Raw genomic sequence first — 18473 nt, 5'->3', positions numbered from 1 at the left:
AAAATGTAATTTATTGCTTAGTGACTTTCAGCTTAAACTTGAGAGGGTTAAATAAAACAACTTTCTTGTCCGTAAAAAGCTCGGAAGTACTCACTAAGTCTTAAGTCTAGATAGTCAGATCAAGGGAATGCGTTTGATAAGTTGAAAAAGAAGTTGTATTGAAAACCTGCCAATTAATAGTACATTTTAAATTATTTGAATCAATTAAATAAAAACTATTCAGTTTGTCTTTACTACGCAGGCAACAGAGCGAACCTGCATGAAGAATGGCACAAGAGCCAGCCTGATTTTTCGAAATTAACTTTAAAGTTGCATAATGTAAATGTCCAGTACAAACCATGTGAATCGGACTGTCTTTTAAATAATTTATAAACTCTTCTGCATTATTTAAAGGATGATGCATCCCTGAAAAATAATTCAGATTATGGTGGAAAAAAAGAATATTTAATTGCCCTGAAGTTGAAGAAAAATGATTTTTAATACGATCTAAGGTTTGAGGAGCTAATGTTCCATCTTTAATTTTATAAGGAGTGACACTATTAACCCCTAAAATATTAACTTCGTCATTGTAAAAACTAGCATCTAGCTGGGGGGAAATATAGTGTTTGTATCGTTTAAAAGGATTAAGTAGTCGCGAAAACGCATTATAGAGTGGAATATCATGATTTCCGGGAACTATTAGAAAGGGAGCAGGTAGGCGCTTTAAGAATATTTGCAGTAGTTGGTATTGTTCGTGCCTCGCTCGTTGTGTCAAGTCGCCTGATATAATAATTATATCCGGTTTTAAAATGGCTAAACTCTCAAAAAAAGGTTCAATAATTAAGGGATTATGCATCCCGAAATGTAAATCTGAGATATGAATTATTTTCATGATGAGATCGATAAAAAAGTTAATGAGTGGGGTAGGGTTTTAAAAAGTAAAGGCCCTTTAACCTTCTGGGTATCACCATCCAAAGAAATAGTAATTTCTTTGTTATTATTAAAATATACCTCAATAGGCAATTTCGATTGATGTATTTCAAACTGCGAGTCGCTAGTAAATAAATGTTTTATTATTTTTAACAAGCGTATTTTGCCGTGTTTTAAAAAATACAACCCTAACAATGACGCATGAAAACTCTTCCTTTTTAAAGTCATGGGAAATTCGTATGAATATAAATTATTACTCACCATGAGAAAGGAAGTACGTAGGGAAAGATTTAGATGTTTACTCTTAATTGTTAAAGAAATGATCCTGTGCTTTTTTAAACTGTGAATAAAACTGGGTATATAACTTAACCATTTATTATAAGTTCGGGTGTATAGATCGCGTTTATTAGCAAATTTCGGATAAAACCCAACAGAAGCATTATTAAGAAAAATAAAACCGTTTACTGTTCCTACATCAATTGTAACTGTCTGGTTTTTTTGAAGACTTTCAATTAAGTCTTTGGCATTCAGTGGTAATCCTAATTCCTTAGCCAGATGGTTAAGAGTTCCCAAAGGAAGGACGCCTAAAATAGTCGAAGTATTAATGCAATATTGTGCAGCAGTACGTATGGTTCCATCACCCCCTCCAACAAAAATAAGCTTATGCTTAGATATACATTTTTGTAAAGTTAAAGCTAATTTTTTTGGTGATATCACATACAATTTGTAAGGTATTTTTGTTTCTTCAAATGCATCCAAATAAGGTTTGTATTCGGCGTGATTTTTTGCCTTATTATTAATAACAACAGCAATAGTATTCATTTTTTCTCCGTTGTCTCATACTGAAATATTCGGCTTCTTACCGACTAAAGTTTAATAAATTCAACTACATTGATTTGATCTTGTCTGGTCTAGAAAGGAGATAAAAAGATTCTGAAGGTATGATTTTAATTATAGATAATTATTAATATAAAAGCGTAGATAATTATAATTCCTTAATTTGTGGTCTTAAATGACATTGGTAAAAAAATATCAGACGAAGATTTTTCTGCTAATATTGAGAGAAATACCCTTAACGGCAACGAGTTGAACTACCTAATTAGGCCAGAAGTATCACCAAAAAATTACAGGATATTTATTTTAGTCTACAGAATGGAGTAAATTAAGGAGTAATGGGTATGAGCTTGAAAGAAATTCGCGAAAAGTATGAAAAATTACGTGAAATTATTGCCGAACGTCAGCTTTTCGAGGGTAAAATTGAAAACCAAAAGCCGCCCTATATTACTCATCCTACCCATGCTAATTTTTTTGATATAAATGGTTATACCCTACTTCATTATGCTTCTATGGCTGGTGATGAAGAAGCGGTTGCTAATCTCATCAAGGATCCAAACGTTAATATCGAGCAGATTCCACTTTTTCAAAAGGAAGGAATCACTGCCTTAGAAATGGCATTAGAAGCAGGGCACCTCGAGATAGCGAAAATTTTATTTGAGAGGGGGGCAAAATGTTCTCATATCTTAGCGGCGAAAGTACATCCAACCTGCCGTGTTTGGTTTAATGATCAAATTTTAGAATCACTCAATGAATCTTATCCTCAATTAAAGGAATCAAACTTCGATAAATCAAAATCAAGCAGGTTTTTTAATAGTTTTATGGCTAGTCCCTTTGACAGGCTTGCAGAGCTTGGCGATTTAGAGACTATTAAAAATGGAGCTAATGAATTTCGATATTCGGAATCACTCTTACCAAGACTACTACTTATTGCAGCTAGTAATGGCCATCAAGATCTTGTGGATTATCTACTCTCAAAAGGAGGGGAATTGAGTCCGAACAATTCTTCTTTCAGGCAAACGGCATTACATGCAGCAGCTCAGCATCATCAACATCAACTGGTTCAATATTTATTATCCTTGGGTTCTTATATAAACTATCAAAACGAAGTAAAAAAAACTCCCTTGATGTTGGCTGTAGAAGCGAACGACCTTAAAATGGTAAAGTTACTCTTGGAGCATCAAGCCGATGTTCTGTTAAAAGACGTTTATGGAAATTGTGTTTTTCATTATGCTATTCGTCAAAATAATCCAGAAATTACTCAATTGCTACTGGAACATCCTCAAAAAGAATTACTCTTAAAGAGCAAAAATATTTATGGTTTTACCGGCGTTGATAGGGCGATTGATGCCGGTAATGAAGAACAACTAACATTAATCTATCCTAAGAAAGAGCTGGAAGCGGTTAGAAAAAATCCATTATATGGTCAACAAAGGGCAGCAATCAATCACCGATATTTGCTGCCCATAATGCACTATTATTTGATGCTTAATTATCGCGATACGGATTATCTTGCTATTACTGGCCACTGTAATGGTTTTTCCATTTTGCGAAATTTTTATTCTGCAAGAGGACAGAAGTCATACTATTATGAGAATCTTAGATTTATTTCTAAATTGCGCCGTAGTTTATCTACCTTAAATGCCTCCTTCCCAGAAGAATCAGAGCAAGCAAAATATCACGAAAGTGTCAGTTCATTACTTGAGTATTGGACGCAAGATATCATTTGGTTTCAGGGTACAGCAACAAGAAGTGTAATCCCTATTCCTCAAGAGGAAACAGAAAGAAAATTTGAGCTAGTTGCCCCAGCAACAAAAGAGGTTTCTATTGTTTCTGTTAGCGATATGGACACTAAACAAATGACACTAGGACAAGTGAATGAGTATTTATCCCTCATTAGGAAGATGCCCGCAGGAATCCAATTTAATCTAGGAGGTGGTGAGCACGGAACAAGTGGTGATGTGGTTGAGAGTGGTACCTATGTTGATTATCATGATCCTAATTTTGAATTTGAAGCCGATCCTGAGCTGCTCGCCCATTCTCTTAGCGATCTCGTTATGGATATAAAATATCGTGCTATAAAAAAAATAACAGAGGATAATAAATTACCAATTTCTTTCTATATTTTCTATTTTAGTAACCAAACAGAGGATATTGCTCTAGATAAATTCAAGTTATTTTCAAAGCAGGAGCGGCCCAAAAATAAAGAAACAGCTAAAAAATATCAAGAAAATTCCCCTTGTCAATTTACCCATCTACATGCAGCATTAATAACTGGGAGTAGTCGATCTTTAGAAAAATTACTTCAAGAGGGACATTGCGATCCAACAGCTAAAGATAGTTTTGGCCGTAATATTTTTGATATAGCACTTCAAAATAAAAACGCCAAAATGATATCTCTAATTCTGCAATATTTACCCAATACGTTTGATATCAGTGAGGCCCTTTTATCAAATTCAACAGAAGATAATAATCAAATTTCTGATATTCTGATCAAATATGCAAAACCAGAAGATCTTATAGCATTGTGTGTCAAACAGATTGAATTTAGTAATCTTGCCTTTGTTGAAAGTTTTGTGAAACACCATAAAGAGATTATCAACCTATGTTCAACCAGGGGCCATAGTTTATTAGTAAGTGCCCTAGAACTGAAAAATTACTCTATTGTTGAAGTTTTAATAAAAAATGGAGCCTCGAGCTTGCTTTTAGGCAAACCAAAAAATATTCTTGATGAGGAACCACAGCCCATATCAGCTTTACAGTATGTCATAGACCAAAATTTAGTTGATTATTTTTCTGTTATTCTGGGCGATTCACCTCAATTTCTAGGGCTCTTGAAAGCTCATAGTGAAGGAAACACCAAGCAAGAAATAGAATTATTAAAAGAGATGACTTTTGATTCCCCAGAGCCAATGCATCAAAGTATTTTGAGTATTTTATTAGTTTCTGCAATTAAATTAAAAAATACCGAGCTTTTTATCGCATTGACTCAAAAGGCTAATAGAGCCATTTTAGACCAATTATATGACGGAAAACCGTTGATTGTGCAAGCAGTTGCCGAAAAAAATCTGCCAATGCTAGAAGCTCTATTAGAACAAGGCGCATGCGTCGATAATCAAACTCATCCCGGTAAAAATACAGCTCTTCATGTTGCATTAAAATTAAAATTAGATAGTGAATTTATTAAAGTTTTAATCGACTATCATGCAAGAACTGATATCGCAGATAGAGAAGGTGTTGTTGCTACCCAACTTGCTAATACGGCTCCTGAAGACATACAGCAACTAATTTCTCCTAGTCAGTATAGACCTACTATGTTTAAATGAGATGGCGCTAGCAACCAGAAACAAAACTTTTTAGTGCTATTGTTAGTAGAACAAAGGGAAGCGGCATGCCCATGGCGCAATACTTAAATTACTTAATATCGAAGAAAAGCATGGTATAGGTGGTTTGCTTTAAGAGTCTTTGACTGCAACAAATATCTGTCTAAGGGGTTATTAACAAATGATAAATCGCATCTTCATCGTGGGTCATATGGGTACAGGTAAGTTTATATTTACCGAAGCATTGGCTAAAAAATTAGGATGGCAACTCGTTGATGCAAATCCAAGCCTTGAACGTTATATTGGACGACTTACAAGAGACATTCTGGGAGAGCAAGGAGAAGCATCCTTTAATCGCTGTCAAGCAGACATCATTTCTCATTGTATAGGAAAAGAAAATGTTGTCGTTTTATTGGAGGAATGTATTGTTTCGAGCGAACAATGTCGAAAATTATTGTCCTCAGAATTTGTTGTTTATTTGAAAGTCTCTATACCAACTCAACTTGGTCGTATGAAAAATGGTCGGGTTCCATCGCTCCCGGTGGATGATATGAAAAGTTTCTTGGAAAAACAACATCAGGAACGAGATGCTTTTTATGAAGAAGTAGCTACCTTAGTTGTTGAATCTGTTGGTTATTCTGATCAAATTTTGGAAATTAATAAAATTATTGAGGAAGATATCAACAAAGTTATAAAGGCCATTGCATAGGGAGAAATAGAGATTCTCTTTTCCCTTAAATACTTTTAAGTATGATTAATCCTAAAATTAGACAGGAATATATAAAGAGTAGGGGATCCGGTGAGATACAACTTTCTTAATATTTCTACCATGCAATCCTACAGTGTAAAAGCAATAAATAATATAAAGATGAAAACATGATAAAAATAGATTTCCTTAAAAATTATCCTGAAGCAATCGAACCGCTTGCTCAAATTTGGTATCAAGTTTTAGGACGCATATGGGTTCCTGATGTGTCTATTGAGCGTGTTAAGCAACGATTTCATGAGCATTTGAATGACAATGTAATCCCATTGACTATACTAGCTCTTTCTGAAGACAAACCTGTTGGGATGTGTAGTTTGCGTGAGAATGATGGTATTCGTCCTGACTTAATGCCTTGGCTTGGTTCTCTTGTGGTGGATCCTGATTACCAAAATCAGGGTATAGGAGAACAGCTTATTAATGCTACGAAACAAAAAGCCAAGCAATTAGGATTTAATCAGCTATTTTTATTTGCATTTGATCCAACGATTCCAGAGTATTACCAGAAATTAGGTTGGCAAAAAATAGGTCTAGATCACTTTAAAGAGCATCCTGTTACCGTAATGGAGCTTGGATTATGAGATTTACTTTGTCCTTTGAAGAAAATCCAAACCCCAATGATTTTGAGGTCTTGATTAATGGTATTACTGATTATGCCAAGCAACAGAAAGGATTTGATGCCTTAGATTTCTTTGCATTCTTTATTCGTGACGAGAGTAAGACGATTGTAGGTGGCTGTAGCGGTGCAACGCTTTATGGTGGCTTACACATCGACAGCCTTTGGGTTAGTGAGATTATTAGAAATAAAGGATGGGGTACAAAATTAATCAATGCTGCCCTGACTTATGGAAAAGAAAAAAATTGTAGCTTTGCGACAGTGAATACCATGGATTGGGAAGCCCTCGGGTTTTACCAAAAGTTAGGTTTTAGAGTGGAATTTAAGCGAACCGGCTTTCATAAAAATTCGGTATTTTATTTTCTACGTAAAGAGTTTTTACAGCCTCCCTTATCGAAGCCAGGACTAGATCAAATAGAAATACGTGTTTTTGAACCAAAAGATATTCCTCTTTTAGTCACAGAGTTTACTCGTAATCGTTGGCATAAGCCCCAGTCTACTTTTGATCTTTATTGGCATGAGCAGAATACTAACGAACGATTTATGTGGGTTGTTTTTTATAATGAACAGATTGCAGGTTATGTCACTTTAAAATGGGAATCTAGCTACCAATCTTTTAAAGAACAACATATTCCCGAGATTATGGATCTGAATGTTTTGCCACCTTATCGCAATAAAGGGATTGGTACAGGTTTATTAGAGGTTGCGGAGCAATTAGCATCAACTCGAAGTCAGGTAGTTGGTCTAGGTGTTGGATTGTACAACGATTATGGCAATGCCCAAAAACTATATATTAAAAAAGGTTATATTCCCGATGGGTTGGGAGTAACTTACAATTACCAACCGGTTATTCCTGGAGATAGTGCGCCCGTGGATGACGATTTAGTATTGTGGTTCACGAAACAGTTGAGCTTACCTTAACAATGAACGAAGAAAGATGAAATTTCCTTCCCTTTTAGGTTTAGATACAAGTTAGGTGAGCAAGGCCTCTCTTTTTATCAGGAGGCCAGATAAAAAGAATACACTTATTCAATAGAATAGGTGTTTGATTAACAGAAGCGGAACTTATACATTAAATAGGGTGGATATTAGCCGTGATTAGGAAGTAATCTTAGTTGAACATGCTTGAATGACAACTACAAAATTGAAGTGGGAACAAAGTTGTCATAAAAGTGGTCGACGTACATGCTAGGCCTTTTTCAGCGAACTGGCAGTGTCATAAGTATAAGGGTTAAGGTAATTTCTAAATTCGTCAATAGGAATTATTTTCGTAAAGAAACCATATGAAGCTTCATCTGGGTCAAAAGTATACTCTAAAATGTTTGGTTTTCCCGATACTCCACCCAAACCAGGCAGTACTACACCTCCTTGAAATGCATGGATTGCGCGATGTCTGCCTTCCAATATTACAATTTTATTATCGTGACGCATGGCTAGGGTCACTTCTGAAGGTGAAAAATCATTTCCCCTGTCATCGTCTGGTTCGCCTTCAAGATAACATGCATCTACCTTGAACCTGATTGTTTGTAATCCGAGGCCTTGAGATTTATTTTCGAGTGTTATGAATATACAATAATCAGATGTCAATTCCTTAATTTCAGATGTTTTCGGTAACTCACCGAAAAAGTTTTCTGCTATAAACACTGAGTTCGATTTTTGTGTTTGAAATAGGAAGGCTTTATAAGCAAACATAATGATATTCCTCTGAAAGGCTTTTTTATATCCTATTAATTGTTTGGTTTTTTCTGAATGAATAATATACATAACAAATATTAAATAAACATTAACAACTTTCGTTGAATCAATGGATCGAATTGCCCCAAATTGTGTGGGCCCGTATGCCTTGGGTAAGATAACGTACCTATCCCTCACAAGCAGGGCAAATGAGGGAAATATAAAAAAGGTGTCCTATGAATGTTCTAGATCGCCAAAATTTGAAAAATCAAAATTTTGCGATAGATAAGGCTTTTTATCCCATTAAGAACTAGAAGGGAAAGGTTGATAATTCAATGGTCTTGTCAGCTATTAAACTATTTTTATAGATTGCAAGCGCGTTGACTATTGTTTCATCCTGAGAATCTTTTTTATTGTTAGTCGCATTCACGATTGGTTCAATAACTTCATTATTGAGTTGTTTAATGGAGTCATTATTGTTCTCAGTAAGATGTTCTTTTACCTTAATCTCATAGGTTGCCCTAGCTTCATTAGTAGAAGCAAATCCTAAAGATGCAGCTATATTGTATTTCAAATAGGTACCATTATTACTAGCAAGTAAACTGTAAATTAACAAATCTAAAACGACCTGATCCTCACTATATTCTGCAAAAAGGTCTTGGAATGTTTGAGCACGTATACGGCCACGTTCATTATCAAAAAAACGTGATAAATATCCTAGAGTAAAGGGTCTATCTTCCGTATAGTTCCCTATCGCTGTCTGACAAAGTTGAGAAATATTTTTAGTTTCTTGATCGATATAGTTTGCTTCTCTATTAAGAAAAACAAAACGACGAAATATTTTTTGTGTCTCACAGGGATTGTTTGCAGTAAGAGTTTCAATATTCTCTATTATTCCTTTATATGAGTCCAGCAATCTCGGATTGATTATTTTTTCTAGCCCACGAAAATCCTCTATCAATCCTGTGATATGTATATCTAACTTTTCGTTGAGCTTCTCTTTTAATTCTTCATTTAGAAAATTCAAATCTTCTCGATTTAGAAGAGAATCATTGAGTAACGTACTAATTTCTTCATAGGCTGTAAAATCAGAATCCTCTTGATGAGGAAAGGCTTTTAGTATTCCTACTAATTCCTGCAGTTTTTCAATGGCTCTTGTTCTAGCGGCTCCTCTACGTTCACATTTTTCATCTTCATCTATCAATAAAGGAATTTGTCCGATCTCTTCGTTATATTCTTGTTGTATTTTCTCTATACCCTCCTTAATTGCAAGGAGCTCAAAGTTTAAGTTAAATTTTTCTTTATCTTTTTTAGCAAAACTCCTTTCTTGGCTTTGAATAAAATCAATTGCTTCTGAAAGTTGTTCTAAAGAGGATTTAAAATGGTCTTTAAGATATTTTATATGGGCGGCTTTTGCCTTAGCTTTATCGAATTGCAATTCATAGGCACGAATTTCCTTTGCAGAGAATTGAATATGGTGTAAAGGGTGATTTGGATCATAAAAATCATTATTATGTTCACAATCCTTAAACAAAATTCCATGTCTTTTTTCCCATTCCTTAGGTGCTGTTGTAAAAGTATATGAAAAGGGAGTCGAAAAACTCTCCATCCGTATAGCCTTGTCACCAGGTGGAGTAAAGGTGTGTAAAGGAACATTGGCTTTCTGAAGTTTATTCCAAAGAGTGAGCATAAGTTTCTTTAAGTGCTCAATATTGGGCTTGTCTCCCTCAAGGATTGAGGGTAGATAAATACATACTTCCTTACCTCTCTGATCCCTATCATTACCAAAGCTATTTGTGGTGCCATCAAAATCTTTTAAAGCTTGTTGATCATCTAATTGTATGATCTTAATATCTACTTTTTCGCCTTCAAAAACCTCTTCGAGGATTTTTCTCACCAGAGCAAAATTTTCTCTATTCATCAAATAAGTTGGATCTACATGGATGCGAAATTCCTTTTTAGGACTTTCGTAAGAAATTTCTTGTTTTATAGTTAAAAACTTCGACATCGCTGAGGTACCCCATCAAAAAGATTTTGGCAAGTATATTTAAAAGTACAATTAGTTAAACTGGGTTGCTTACTATAAAGTGACTACCTAGTTTAATTAATGGTCAATTATAACGCATTTTGAGCCAATTAATACTATTTTTATATTCATCATTGCTATTTGAATGAGCTAACTTTATTTATAGTTTATCGTTGAGATTGGCAGCTTATTAACTAAGTTAGTGGAGCACTCCTAAAGTTAAATGGCCTCTGGATAATCGATGTCGAAGCCTCAGCTCAATCATGTAAGCTTATTTATTTAGGCGAATAGCAGCTAGGGTATTGATGTTGCCTCCAAAGCCAGAGACCTATGTGATAAGAAGTCTTCGACGTAAACAAGTGTCTACCAGCTTTAGTGGTTCAATGAAAAAGCTATCAAAACCATATTTTAAATTCATCGTTAGTTTATATGGATATGTAATCGAAACCATTATCATCATTCAATTTGCACCCTATATGCACCCTGATAGTTTTGATTCGTCGGGTATATTTTATGTAACCCATTGATTTCATTGGCGTCCCGGGCAGGATTCGAACCTGCGACCTGCCCCTTAGGAGGCGTAAAGTTTTTAATTTTATGTTGTCCGATAAAATCCATAATTCCTTATAAAATATAGCATTTATCCCTATTGATTTGTCCGATCTTGTCCATTAGAATTCATTGCTGTCCGTAGATTTGGCTATACCATAGGCTATACCAATTTTTATTAAATCCAACCTGGAGTGCAATATAATGGATTCGAAAAAAGCACCAACAAAGCAAGAAACTCAAGAACGCAAACAACGTGGAGGAACTGATCGCAGTGCAATGTTTCCTGTGGCTCCCCCAAAGGTTGAGTTACCAGAAGATTATAGTCCATGGCTTACTGATTTAAAACAGCGTATTCACTCGGAACGATTGCGTATTGTTTTAACCAGTAATGCGGCGATGATATTGTTGTACTGGGATATTGGTCATCGTATTTTAGAAAAACAAAATATACAAGGATGGGGGGCGAAAATTATTGATCGCCTAGCATTTGACTTGCGTGAGCAATTCCCTGAAATGAAAGGATTATCTCCTCGTAACCTTAAGTATATGCGTGCTTTTGCTGCAGCCTGGCCTGATCGGGAAATCGTGCAACGTAGCGTTGCACAATTGTCATGGCGTCATAACATTACACTTTTAGAAAAGCTCAAAATGCAAGAAGAGCGGCTTTGGTACGCTATGAAAGCCTATGAATTTGGTTGGTCATACAATATTCTTGCTATGCAAATAGAGGTTAAAGCACACCTACGCTTAGGAAAAGCACAAAATAACTTCCTTACAACCTTACCCCCAACGGATTCTGATTATGCTGTGCAGGTTTTTAAAGACCCATATCTGTTCGATTTTCTTGGGACAGATGCGCCACGCCGTGAAAGAGAGCTTGAACAAGGCTTAATTGACCATGTTCAAAAGTTCTTATTAGAACTCGGACAAGGGTTTGCGTTTGTTGGCCGCCAAGTACATTTGGAGTTAGGGGATCAAGATTTCTATGCAGATTTACTCTTTTATCATCTCAAATTGCGTTGTTATGTGGTTGTAGAGTTGAAGGCACGTGAATTTAAGCCGGGTGACGACACTAAATTGGGCATGTATATGCATGCTGTTGATAAATTATTATCTCATCCAGATGATAAACCAACATTAGGTTTGCTCTTAGTAAGGGAAAAAAATCGTGTTTTGGTTGAATACGCTTTAAGTAGCACAAGTCGCCCAATTAGTGTTGCTCAATGGGAAACGGAGTTAACACAATCATTGCCTGATAGTTTGAAAGGAAGTTTACCTAGTATCGAAGAGATAGAAGCCGAATTGAGCAGTGATTTTGATGGATTGGTTGATGGAGGTAACGTATGAGCGAGAAATACTCAGAAAATAAACTGACCATTAGAAATAGTACGGCTGAATTCCTGATTTTTACGCAGCAAGCTGGTGAAAGTAGTATTGAAGTGCGTTATGAAGAGGGAACTATTTGGTTAACGCAAAAGCTGATGGCTGAGTTGTTTGATGTAACAACGGCTAACGTGAACATACATCTTAAGAATATATACGAAGAGAAAGAGCTTGTACAAAATTTAACTATTAAAGAATTCTTAATAGTTAAAAAAGAAGGTGAGAGACAGGTTTCCCGTAGTGTCGATCATTATAATCTAGATGCCATCATATCCGTTGGTTACCGTGTGAACTCCAAGCGTGCTACGCAATTTCGTCAATGGGCAACTCATGTTTTGAGAGAGTTTTCTATTAAAGGTTTTGTCCTAGATAAAAAACGACTTGAAAATGGTAGCTTCCTTGGCGAAGATTATTTTGAAAGTTTGCTAGAAGAAATTCGAGAAATCCGTCTCAGTGAACGTCGCTTTTATCAAAAAATCACTGATATTTACGCAACTAGTGTTGATTACAATAAAAATGCGCCTACTACCCGGGATTTTTTCGCTAAAGTGCAAAATAAATTGCATTACGCAATCCATGGCCATACTGCATCAGAGCTGATACTTAATCGTGCAGATAGCAACAAGCCGCACATGGGGCTCACAAATTGGGAGCATAGCCCAGATGGAAAAATCCTCAAAACAGATGTACCCATTGCAAAAAACTATCTGACAGCAGAAGAAATAGACTCTCTCGGCCGTATAGTCAATGCTTATCTAGAATTAGCAGAGGATCGTGCCAGACGAAAAATTCCAATGACAATGGAGGATTGGGCCACACGATTAGATAAGTTTCTTGAATTTGACGAGCGTGAAATTTTGAAAAATGCAGGAAAGATTAGTGCAAAAATCGCTAAAGATCACGCCGAAAGCGAATTTGAGAAATATCGCATCATACAAGATCGTCTTTTTGAGTCAGATTTTGATAAAGAAATGAAGACGATTATGGAACAAATGATGGATCAAGATAAACATGGGTAAATTAACTATAAAATATATTGAGCATCAAACCGATCCAAAAAATAAAGAATATCGAAAACCAGATGGCGAAGGGTTGTTTCTTCGGATTCGTCCTAATGGTGCAAAAAGCTGGTTATTTTGCTTTCGAATAGGGAAAGATCGCACCTGGCGTCAAATGACGTTAGGTTCACTTAAAGATGTGTCTTTAAAAGAGGCTCGAGAGCAATTAAAAGCATTAAAGCAATTAGTTAAAGATGGGATTGATCCACGCCATGCAAGAGCGGCTACTAAGCAAGAGAATATCCAAGCTGTTTCTATGCAGGTGTTATTTGATTCTTGGATTGAATATATAAAGATAGCCAAAGAGGTTAGTACAACCTGGATAAAGCGCCATGAAGATCGCTGGCGATTGCATTTAAAGAAAGTTTTAGGAAGTATCTTGGCTAGGGATATAACTCGTGCTCATCTTTCCAGCGCTTTAGATGCTATGACTCGTAAAGGGATCAAAGAAGAAACCCGTAAAGCTTTAACTACTCTTAATTTAATGCTGGATTATGCTTTAACTCGGCATTTTATCGAAGTAAATCCTGCACGAATGTTAAAACCAAAAGATTTCTCAGCCACTGCTGGTAAGCCGCGTGACCGCGCACTGGCGTTACCAGAATTGCGTAAACTGTGGATAGCTTTAGATCAAGCCAGTGATTTATTGGATAAAGACAATAGCGTATCAAAGATGTCTGTTATTACGACAAGCGCCATTAAACTACTTATTTTGACTGGTGCTCGCCGCTCTGAGGTTGCTGGTATGTGCTGGTCAGAGCTTAATCTTGAAACCAAAGAATGGATATTGCCCTCAGAAAGAACCAAAAACCGCCAAGGTCATATTATTTACTTGTCTGAATTATCAATTGAAATCATCCATGCACTCAAGCCTATATCTGGCAACTCTGCTTTCGTTTTTGATACTGGTAGATATTCGGATGGGGGACATATTCATGAGGATTCTTTGACGGGGGTGATTGCGCGTTTACGTGGCACTACGAAAGGAACAAAAAAGAAAAGCTACATTGATGCACCTTTGGCCGATATAAAACCATTTACTGTTCATGACATCAGACGATCTGCGGCTACAGCATGGGGAGAATATTTAAAAGCTGAGCCTCATGTGATTGAGAAAATGTTAAATCATCAACCACTGAATAAATTAATCGCTACTTATCAAAGAGCGGTATACGCACAAGAGCAGAAAAATATCTGGGAGCGCTGGGGCAGCTTTGTAGATTTGCATATTGCTAATGAATACCAAAATGTTACAGCGCTTAGAGAAATTAGCTGATTAATTATTTTTTGTGAGGCAAGTTTATTATATGACAAACATATTAAATTTAGAACTAATTACTGATGATAAACGGGCTAAAGAAGTACTTGTTATGGGGATGAAAAGAAAAATCCAAGTGTTTGTAATCGATAAACAAACAAGTCGTTAGAGGCTACTCTCCCCATCTCATTTAACAATGATATATCAAGCAATGCCAGGCAGGACGAGAATTGTTTTTGAGCAGCCAATATGTAATCCACAAACGGGAAAATATAACCATTTTGGTATTTTTGGCGATTACGGATTTCAGGATTTATGGATCAATCAAGATGCGTATGAAGAACTATTTAATAAAAACGATCAGCTTTTGCCTCAATCAGAGACAACTCATTTAAATATAATAGGTGTATTGGTAGATACAATTTTAGCTACAACTGCCAGAGGACAAAAAATCTCGTGTTTCGATTCACAAGCAACGCTAATCGAATATCTATTATCTAATTACCCCAATATTCAAGGTATATCAAAATCGACTTTGGAAAATAAATTTTCAAAAGCAAATAAATCCATCAGCTAATATTTAAATATCCAGTAGGGTGAAAACGCACCCTAGCTAGGGTGAAAATCTCATTCTGGCCATATACGCTCTGTTTTGTCTTTTATCGAACGGAGTAAATTCAATATGAACCATTTACCAGATGCCGGATATTTAAGATTGACTCAAATAATCGGTAATAAAAAATCAAAACCACCACTACCACCTATTATTCCTGTTGGAAAATCCACCTGGTGGGAAGGCGTGAGATCTGGCCGTTGTCCTAAACCCGTAAAACTTGGCCCTCGTATCACCGCATGGAGGGTGGAAGATATCCGTAAACTAATTGAAACAGGTTGTTTTTAAAGGATTTCAATTATGGATATTTCATCACGTTCAAATAAGCGTATTGTCGAGACAGTGCGTGCGAGTGATTTAAAACCAGAGCCTATTTCTTGGTATTGGAATGGTTGGATTGCTGCAGGGAAAATGCATATTTTAGGAGGTGCTCCAGGGACAGGTAAAACAACTATTTGCATATATTTCGCTGCTGTAATAAGTCCAATTGTTTCAGCGGTATCTGGAGATAGTCATAAAAATAGTGAGGTACGCAGAGGATTACAACCACTTGTTGATTTGGCTGCTACTATGCGTTTTGCACTAATTGGGATTACACATTTAACCAAAGGAACCGCGGGCCGTGATCCTATTGAAAGAATTACTGGCAGTTTGGCTTTTGGTGCGCTTGCTAGAATAGTCCTTGTAGCTGCGAAGTCACAAAGGGTAAAAGAGGGAGGTAATTGTCCCCGTATTTTTCTACGTGCAAAATCCAATATTGGTTTAGATGAAGGAGGGTTTGAATATGACTTACAGCAAAGCACACTTGATGATCATGGTGGATTATCAACTTCCGCTGTGATTTGGGTTAATGCAATTCAGGGTACAGCGAGGGAACTATTAGTAAAAGCTGAATGCATTAAAAAGATTAGTGCTTTAGATGATGCTAAAACTTTTCTCATTGATTTACTGGCTGATGGTCCAGTACTTCAGAAAACAATTGAAAAAGAATGCAAAATGGCAAATATATCCTGGGGTACTGTGAGGAGAGCACGGGATGCTCTTGGTATAATATCAAAGAAAGATGGATTAGGGGCTTGGTATTGGCAACTTAAAAGTGAAGATGCTCAAAATAATTAAAGATGCTCAAATATCTTTTTTGAGCACCTTTAGAGATTTGAACATCTTCCTGCAAATAACAGGAAAAATACAGGCAGAGGGAATATTAAATGGCTAAATTCAAGGCGGGACAGTCAGGTAATCCAACTGGTAGAAAGCCTGGCACAAAAAATAAACAACACAATTGGCAATGTTGTTAATTCCACATGCGGAGAATTTAGTTAATAAAGCAGTTGAGCTTGCACTTTCTGGAGATGTACAGGCTTTAAAATTATGCCTCGATCGATTAATTCCCAGAGCAACTGGTCAATGTTTTCAAGTCGATATGAATGTGCTTGATGTAGAGCAAACACAAAATTTGTCAGCTATAGGTCGTCATATTATCAATTTGATGTTGGCAGGTAATATGGCACCTGAAGACGCTCAAAAATTTCTAGTCACACTTGATAGTCATCGTAAATTGATTGAGCATTACTGATTTAGTAAGAAAAATTGATGAGCTTGAGGAAATATATAAAACAACATAAAGTGTTATTTTTCATTCAAATCGCTTGTGCATTGAATGTTAATGTAGGGGCACTAGTACCGCGACTTTCAGAGTTGATTAATCCCCATATCGAGCAGTAATTTGGGCTCTTTCTGAGCTAATGATTTAATAATCATTCTAATAATTCTCCTCTGTGTATACATGATTGGACAAAATATTTACATTGCCATTCTTTTCTCATAGAATGCCGCACTTATAAGTTAGAAACTCTTATAAACTTAAATCGGCGTGCTCAGAATAAGAACAGTAATACTGTGCTCAATAATAATCTCAGAATAATAATATGTTCGAGGGTCGAAGTTGATGCTATAAACTTAACTAGAGAACACTTCTATGCGTTATTTTTTCGCCTTTATTTTTTCGTTATTCACTGCATCGAGCGGATTTGCGGCCGATGCTTCTAACCATGCTTTATCTATTTTATCCTCACCAGAGCTGATAGTGTTTCTGGGTCTTATTTCAACTTCTACTGTCTATTTCTTTTTCAAATCAGATCGTTTTTCAATTATACATGGGCCAGAAATATTAACTACGCTTGGAATATTGGGATGTTTTTTAGGGATAGCTTTAGCTTTATTAGAATTTAATAGTAATAACATAACCAGCAGCGTTCCTGCATTGCTTGAAGGAATTAAAACAGCATTTTGGTCTTCTGTTGCTGGTATTTCTGGTGCTTTGATTGTAAGAGTTAGACATAAGTTTTCAAAAAACTTCACACAGCAAACAGGCAAGGGCGCCAAACAAGACCCTATGGATTCTTTAATTAAAGAGATAGTTAATTTAAGAAAAACACTATCAGGCGATGAAGACGGTTCTTTGCTCTCACAAGTTAAAATGTTAAGACAAGACTCCAATGATCAGCAAAAGAAATTGCAAGATTCATTTGATAATTTTGCCAAGCATATGATTGAAAATAATCAAAAAGCACTTATAGAAGCATTGAAAGAAGTTATTAAGGATTTTAATCAAAATCTCACAGACCAATTTGGTGAAAATTTCAAACAGCTTAATCAGGCCGTTGAGAAGTTAGTTATTTGGCAGCAACAATATAAAGAAGAGCTTGATGTAATCAAGCGATATCAATCTCAGTTTGCAAATGATATGAAGCAATCGTCAGAAGCATTTGCAACCGTTGTAGAGCATGCCAAAGAATTTACAGATATAGCTCAAAACTTAAAGTTACTGCTTGAATCAATGGATAAGCAAAAAGATGTGCTTTTCATTCAGGAAAAAGCGTTAAGCGAACTTTTAAGTACTATGAAGGATCTCATTCCTGAATTTTCTGAAAATACTTCAAAAATGTTATCTGAAATAGCTAATGGTGTGAAGCATGTTCAACTGGAAACAGTAAAAGTAATTTCAGATTACAGTTCGGAGATAAAAAACGTAAATAATGAGATGAAAAATACTTTAACTGATGTAATTAAAGGCACACACAACTCTCTCGCTGATGGCCTTAAAGATAGTGTGAAAATAATTCAAGAAAGCGTCCAAGAAGTTCAATCACAAACAGCCGAAGTAATTAAAAATCATGGCTCACAATTACAATCTACGCAAGCTGAAATGAAAAACGTACTTATTGACGGCATTAATAAAGCTCAGCAAGAAGTAACTGCTGGTTTGCAAGAGAACGCAAAGATTATTAGAGAGGGGGTACTTGCGTTAGATAAAGAGCTGGAAAAAAGCCTTACTGATTCTTTAACTAGCTTAGGGAAACAGCTTGCGTCTTTATCTGAAAAATTTGTTCAAGATTATTTGCCTTTGACGGAAAGACTGCGTGAAGTGGTGCGATTAGCTAAAAAGAGTGAGGCGACCTAAG

The 18473-nt window shown here is 36.0% G+C and carries 17 protein-coding genes; 13 read left to right on the top strand and 4 right to left on the bottom strand.

The window, feature by feature from the left end; genetic code table 11:
* Positions 1-106 precede the first annotated feature (106 nt).
* Both Ldro_RS00985 and Ldro_RS00980 read right to left on the bottom strand, forming a co-directional pair.
* The gene (locus Ldro_RS00985) at positions 107-871 is read right to left on the bottom strand and encodes a metallophosphoesterase family protein (RefSeq protein WP_058494547.1); all 765 of its coding nucleotides are present in this window, start codon (positions 869-871) and stop codon (positions 107-109) included.
* Positions 868-1731: a diacylglycerol/lipid kinase family protein gene (locus Ldro_RS00980; protein ID WP_058494546.1), complete on the bottom strand. Its 864-nt coding sequence runs from the start codon at positions 1729-1731 to the stop codon at positions 868-870. Before Ldro_RS00980 ends, Ldro_RS00985 begins: the two co-directional genes overlap by 4 nt.
* A gap of 356 nt (positions 1732-2087) precedes the next feature.
* Between Ldro_RS00980 and Ldro_RS00975 the strand changes: the two genes are divergently transcribed.
* From Ldro_RS00975 to Ldro_RS00955, 4 genes are all read left to right on the top strand, one after another.
* Complete coding sequence (locus tag Ldro_RS00975; protein ID WP_058494545.1) at positions 2088-5069, top strand: ankyrin repeat domain-containing protein; 2982 nt, start codon at positions 2088-2090, stop codon at positions 5067-5069.
* A 178-nt stretch (positions 5070-5247) separates the two neighbouring features.
* The gene (locus Ldro_RS00970; protein ID WP_058494544.1) at positions 5248-5775 is read left to right on the top strand and encodes a shikimate kinase; all 528 of its coding nucleotides are present in this window, start codon (positions 5248-5250) and stop codon (positions 5773-5775) included.
* A gap of 167 nt (positions 5776-5942) precedes the next feature.
* A complete protein-coding gene (locus Ldro_RS00965) occupies positions 5943-6410 on the top strand; it encodes a GNAT family N-acetyltransferase (RefSeq protein WP_058494543.1) in 468 nt (155 codons plus the stop codon).
* Positions 6407-7366, top strand: a complete 960-nt coding sequence (locus Ldro_RS00955; protein WP_238583935.1) for a GNAT family N-acetyltransferase — start codon at positions 6407-6409, stop codon at positions 7364-7366. Before Ldro_RS00965 ends, Ldro_RS00955 begins: the two co-directional genes overlap by 4 nt.
* A gap of 267 nt (positions 7367-7633) precedes the next feature.
* Here the strand turns inward: Ldro_RS00955 and Ldro_RS00950 are convergent, their stop codons facing one another.
* Together Ldro_RS00950 and Ldro_RS00945 are read right to left on the bottom strand one after the other, a co-directional pair.
* Positions 7634-8137: a hypothetical protein gene (locus Ldro_RS00950; protein WP_131764330.1), complete on the bottom strand. Its 504-nt coding sequence runs from the start codon at positions 8135-8137 to the stop codon at positions 7634-7636.
* A gap of 292 nt (positions 8138-8429) precedes the next feature.
* The gene (locus tag Ldro_RS00945) at positions 8430-10127 is read right to left on the bottom strand and encodes a hypothetical protein (protein ID WP_058494541.1); all 1698 of its coding nucleotides are present in this window, start codon (positions 10125-10127) and stop codon (positions 8430-8432) included.
* Between the two features lie 771 nt (positions 10128-10898).
* On the opposite strand from Ldro_RS00945, the gene Ldro_RS00940 reads away from it, so the two are divergent.
* The 9 genes from Ldro_RS00940 (at position 10899) to Ldro_RS00905 (ending at position 18472) form a co-directional block, all read left to right on the top strand.
* Positions 10899-12044 (top strand): PDDEXK nuclease domain-containing protein, encoded by a 1146-nt coding sequence (locus Ldro_RS00940; RefSeq protein ID WP_202972515.1) that lies wholly within the window; start codon positions 10899-10901, stop codon positions 12042-12044.
* Positions 12041-13099 carry a virulence RhuM family protein gene (locus tag Ldro_RS00935; RefSeq protein WP_058494540.1) on the top strand — a complete coding sequence of 353 codons (1059 nt, stop codon included), beginning with the start codon at positions 12041-12043 and terminating at the stop codon, positions 13097-13099. The genes Ldro_RS00940 and Ldro_RS00935 overlap by 4 nt, the downstream gene beginning before the upstream one ends.
* Positions 13092-14414 (top strand): tyrosine-type recombinase/integrase, encoded by a 1323-nt coding sequence (locus Ldro_RS00930; RefSeq protein WP_058494539.1) that lies wholly within the window; start codon positions 13092-13094, stop codon positions 14412-14414. Before Ldro_RS00935 ends, Ldro_RS00930 begins: the two co-directional genes overlap by 8 nt.
* Before the next feature lie 178 nt (positions 14415-14592).
* Positions 14593-14973 carry a hypothetical protein gene (locus Ldro_RS00925; RefSeq protein WP_131764329.1) on the top strand — a complete coding sequence of 127 codons (381 nt, stop codon included), beginning with the start codon at positions 14593-14595 and terminating at the stop codon, positions 14971-14973.
* 105 nt (positions 14974-15078) lie between these two features.
* The gene (locus tag Ldro_RS00920) at positions 15079-15297 is read left to right on the top strand and encodes a helix-turn-helix transcriptional regulator (protein WP_058494537.1); all 219 of its coding nucleotides are present in this window, start codon (positions 15079-15081) and stop codon (positions 15295-15297) included.
* A 12-nt stretch (positions 15298-15309) separates the two neighbouring features.
* Positions 15310-16128 (top strand): AAA family ATPase, encoded by an 819-nt coding sequence (locus Ldro_RS00915; protein ID WP_058494536.1) that lies wholly within the window; start codon positions 15310-15312, stop codon positions 16126-16128.
* Between the two features lie 89 nt (positions 16129-16217).
* On the top strand, positions 16218-16307 hold the full coding sequence (locus Ldro_RS16960) for a DUF5681 domain-containing protein (RefSeq protein ID WP_353743752.1): 90 nt from the start codon (positions 16218-16220) through the stop codon (positions 16305-16307).
* Positions 16298-16585 carry a hypothetical protein gene (locus Ldro_RS00910; RefSeq protein WP_058494535.1) on the top strand — a complete coding sequence of 96 codons (288 nt, stop codon included), beginning with the start codon at positions 16298-16300 and terminating at the stop codon, positions 16583-16585. The genes Ldro_RS16960 and Ldro_RS00910 overlap by 10 nt, the downstream gene beginning before the upstream one ends.
* Positions 16586-16987: 402 nt before the next feature.
* Positions 16988-18472, top strand: a complete 1485-nt coding sequence (locus Ldro_RS00905; RefSeq protein WP_058494534.1) for a hypothetical protein — start codon at positions 16988-16990, stop codon at positions 18470-18472.
* Position 18473: the final 1 nt, after the last annotated feature.

It is taken from the genome of Legionella drozanskii LLAP-1, assembly GCF_001467585.1.
Taxonomy (GTDB): domain Bacteria; phylum Pseudomonadota; class Gammaproteobacteria; order Legionellales; family Legionellaceae; genus Tatlockia; species Tatlockia drozanskii.
This window is presented reverse-complemented; position numbering and strand designations above follow the sequence as displayed.